Origin of the sequence: Iodobacter sp. BJB302, assembly GCF_002735645.1 — a bacterium.
Lineage (GTDB): Bacteria > Pseudomonadota > Gammaproteobacteria > Burkholderiales > Chitinibacteraceae > Iodobacter.
Genome location: NZ_PDZG01000137.1, coordinates 1 through 3,827, shown reverse-complemented (window position 1 = coordinate 3,827; position 3,827 = coordinate 1). Strand labels below are relative to the sequence as shown.

Below are 3,827 nucleotides of genomic sequence, written 5' to 3'. Positions count from 1 at the left end.
CAGGACGCAGTAATCCGCGGGTTGTGAAACGACGAACTAAGCATTTTGCAAGTAGAAAAGGCACGGAAATTCTTAATCAACGGCATAACTGGGGAATAAAAATCATAAAGTGAACAGCATTGGGCTCCGGGGCGGTTTCATCAATATGACCCGCGGCAAGATCCCAGCAACGGTCCCAAAGGCTGACCAGATGAATTTGTTCGCCATTTTGCCTGCGGATACGAAAGTGCTGCCGCCTTGGTGGTGCGGTCCATTCTTGCAATAAACGACCAATCAGCTGAATTTCATGGTGGCGGTCTTCGTGGTGGTTCAGCAGCAGTTGCAATCTGCTGCCCAGCTGCTTCAGAATGCCCTGGGTTTCGATGGTCCACCAAACTTGCCGCGCTTCGCCAGCCAGTGTCTGGGCAAAGCGGGGGGCCTCATCAAGGTTAGTCTGGTATACAAAAGCGCCTTGTTCATTAAGCGGCTGATCCAGTTGCACCAGGTCAAGAAAGCGTGCTTCTTCTGCAATGATTTTAAACAGAATCGCCATTTTTTGTGGCTCAAGACGATTGCTTGCGCTGATGCCCAGCAGCATGATTTTGCGGTAAAGCGTGCCGGGTGTGCTGCCATTTTTCAGGCTGCGTTTTGCCCAGCCCAGTGCATGAATATCAGTAAAGAGCTGATGGCAGCTGCGCCAAAAGCCTGGTGGCAAAGGGGTTCTGCTGCGCGCATACAGGCAGGCCAGTTGCCATGCGCTGTCTAAAGCATGGCCAAAGGCTTCCAGCCTGGGGCGGCTGCTGGTAAAGAGGCCGGTTTCATTGCTTCTGAGTAAGGCCGTGCGGATAAACCCCTGCATCAGCTCCTGCAGCAGGCATTGGCTGAGTTGTCGGGTGTGCACATCAGCATGACCGGGCTTTTCAAGGCTGGGTAAAAGCGCCAGGGCAGATTCAAAGCATTGCAGCAGTGCAGCGCTTAGCCGGTTTGGATCGTTTTCCTGATGAAGTGCAAACAGGGTTTCATGCAGGCGCCGGGCCGAATGTTCCGGTGAAGGGGGTGGAAAATTTAAAGCGTCTTGATGGGCTGCAAATGGGGAAGAAGCAAGCGTTGGCATTGTGATCAGACATGCTGCGTATAAGTTAGAACGGCATCATACTCTGGCGGCATTATTTACTTACATTTTTTGGGATTATTACCATTTAATTGATGAAAGAAATAAAACTCTCAAGGTGCTGTTTTTCTTTCACAGATCTGTGCCTGCTATCTGGCTTGTTGTTGGCTGTAGTGTGATATGTTTTTTTTGAGAATGGGTGTTATTTAACACTTGGCAAGGACTTGTTTTCAATTATAATGAGAACAGTTATCAGTCTGAGAGCTGCCATGTACGTCTGCATCTGTAATAGTGTTACTGACAAAGCCATCCACAAAGCTGTGGCCGGCGGCGTACGCACATTTGCCCAATTACAAGCACAAACTGCGGTTGCTACCTGCTGTGGCAAGTGCACCAGCTGCGCCAAACAGGTGATGGCCGATGCACTTAGCACCCAGCCTGTACCTCAGGCTATCCGCTGGGTGCCTCAGCTGGCCGCTGCTTAAGCCCGGTTTTAAGCCGGGCTGCTCAGGCTGATCGTAAAGCGTGCGCCACCCAGATCAGATTGATCCACCCAAATCCTTCCTTTATGTAAAGTCACTGCTTTTTTTGCAATGGCTAATCCCAGCCCAAAGCCTCCGCTTGCCCGGTCACGGCTTCAGTCCATGCGATAAAAGGGCTCGAATATATGTTCGCGCTCGTTTTCCGGCACGCCTGGCCCATCGTCTTCAATCGTAATATCAACCCCGCCGCTGGCATTGCTGAGCGTGGATATTCTGATTTTTTGATTGGCATATTTGGCCGCGTTACGTAACAGATTACTCAGTGCACGCATCAGCAATTTGGGATCGCCGGATATGGTGCTGGTTTCTGAATGCAGTGAATGGCTCATTTCTTTCTCTTGCAACAGATGGCTCAATGAATTGATGACCTGATGCAGGGCCTCCGCTGTATTTACATTTTGCATGGGCAAGGCTTGTTGCTGCTCAATCTTTGCCAGGTTTAATAATTCACTGACTAAATCATTTAACTCATGCAAATCGTTTTCCATTGAGACAAAACGCGGCTCAAGCTGATCGTTATTTGCTTCGTTTTTAAGCAGCTCAAGGCCAAATTCCAGCCGTGCAATTGGGGTTCGTAATTCATGGGAAACGGAATGGAGTAATTCACGCTGTGAATCAATCAATCGTTGAGTCCGGTCAGCCATTAAATTCATGCACTGTGCCAAAGGGTAGACTATGGCGCTTTTTCTGGCTTTGGCCCGGCTGGATAAAAGGCCTGAGCCAAATTCATTTGCTGTTTTAGAAAGAGACTGCAATTCACGCCAGTGCAGATGCGCCCAGATACCGCAGATAAGCAGAAGAAGTAAAAAAATAATGCTGTATTGAAATCGTTTTATTTTCGTAATTATAGGATCGCGGTCTTCTTTGTCTGTAACATAAATGACTTGGTTTGAGCTGCCGGAAAAGGTTGAATTATCTGTGTCTACCCGGCGGAAATAGGCCTCGCTTTTGAAATCTACAACTACTTTTTTATCCAGTAATCTTTGCAGATTTCGTGGAGAAATTAAAGCTTTTGCCCGCTCAAGCGGGATAAGTTCATAACTGTGATTGGATTTTTTTTGTAGATTTTTAAAACGGCTTAGCCAAAGCTGCCCAACACTATTGTCCAGATATTGTTCAACCAGAAAAATTTGCGCATTGGCATCTTTGATAGAAAACTGCTCTATTTGCTCTGCATAAAACTGATTGGTCAGATAGCTGAGTACTTGCGTTAATGAAATGGTCACGGCGGTAATTAATACAAAAATGCGTAAATAAATTCTCCACATCGTGGCTTACTCCCAGGCTGAAGGGCTGAATAAATAGCCTTCGCCCCATACCGTTTTGATTTTTTCTGAATCGTGATCATTAAATTTGCGGCGTAATCGCGAAATACTATTGTCGATACTTCTGTCCATTCCATCAAATTCAATACCGCGCATGGATTTTAAAATATCATCACGCGATAAAACACGCCCGGCGGATTCGGCTAATAAGAGTAATAGTTTGAACTCTGAATTACTTAAAGTAGAGGTTTCATTTTTCCAGCGAACACTGCGGTCTGTTTTAGATATTTCCAGCTCGCCAAAGCTAAGCGGGGCATTGGGGCTGCTTTGCTTTCCTGCGCCGCGTCTTAATAGTGCCCGTAAGCGGGCCAAAAGAATGCGGGGCTGGATCGGCTTGTTTACGTAATCATCTGCACCTTGCTCAAGGCCGGAAACTTCATCAAACATATCTTCGCGTGCGGTCAGTATTAAAATAGGCACATTGCTGATTTCACGAATCTGTCGGCATACCACCATGCCATCTAAGCCAGGTAGCATCAGATCGAGCACAATAATATCGGGCAGAGTCGCCTTATAGTGGGCGAGTGCCGTATCTCCGCGGCCAATGATCTCTACTTTAAACTCATAGCTGCTGAGGTACTCCTGAATGAGTGCAGCCAGCTTCGTATCATCTTCTACCAGCATTAACCTGAACATTATTTACCCTTGGTTTGTTATGCAACGGTATTGTACAAGCGCTTGCCCGTGATGGCTTGGGGAATGACATTTCATTGCAAAGATCTACACTTTCTATACAGCTTTCTTGTAAGCGCCTAGCCCTCCCATCTAAACGCCCTTTCCTTTTTTCGTCATGCTGAGGTTTTTATCAAGGAGGATTTATGGGGGATTTGCAGACGCGGCGCGGGGAGTGGCTACTGCGCGTGGCTCAGT

Annotated in this window: 3 protein-coding genes and 1 pseudogene; 1 reads left to right on the top strand and 3 read right to left on the bottom strand. The window is 47.3% G+C overall.

Annotation, left to right across the window (positions count from 1 at the left end; genetic code table 11):
* Positions 1-76: 76 nt before the first annotated feature.
* Positions 77-1,093, bottom strand: coding sequence for a hypothetical protein (locus CSQ88_RS22020; protein WP_099400202.1), 1,017 nt, complete (start codon positions 1,091-1,093; stop codon positions 77-79).
* Positions 1,094-1,359: 266 nt separating this feature from the next.
* On the opposite strand from CSQ88_RS22020, the gene CSQ88_RS22010 reads away from it, so the two are divergent.
* Positions 1,360-1,575, top strand: a complete 216-nt coding sequence (locus tag CSQ88_RS22010) for a (2Fe-2S)-binding protein (RefSeq protein WP_099400200.1) — start codon at positions 1,360-1,362, stop codon at positions 1,573-1,575.
* 8 nt (positions 1,576-1,583) lie between these two features.
* On the opposite strand, the pseudogene CSQ88_RS23715 reads toward CSQ88_RS22010, so the two are convergent.
* Both CSQ88_RS23715 and CSQ88_RS21995 read right to left on the bottom strand, forming a co-directional pair.
* Positions 1,584-2,900 (bottom strand): annotated as a pseudogene (locus tag CSQ88_RS23715) (ATP-binding protein).
* A gap of 6 nt (positions 2,901-2,906) precedes the next feature.
* The gene (locus CSQ88_RS21995; RefSeq protein WP_218963182.1) at positions 2,907-3,593 is read right to left on the bottom strand and encodes a response regulator; all 687 of its coding nucleotides are present in this window, start codon (positions 3,591-3,593) and stop codon (positions 2,907-2,909) included.
* Positions 3,594-3,827: the final 234 nt, after the last annotated feature.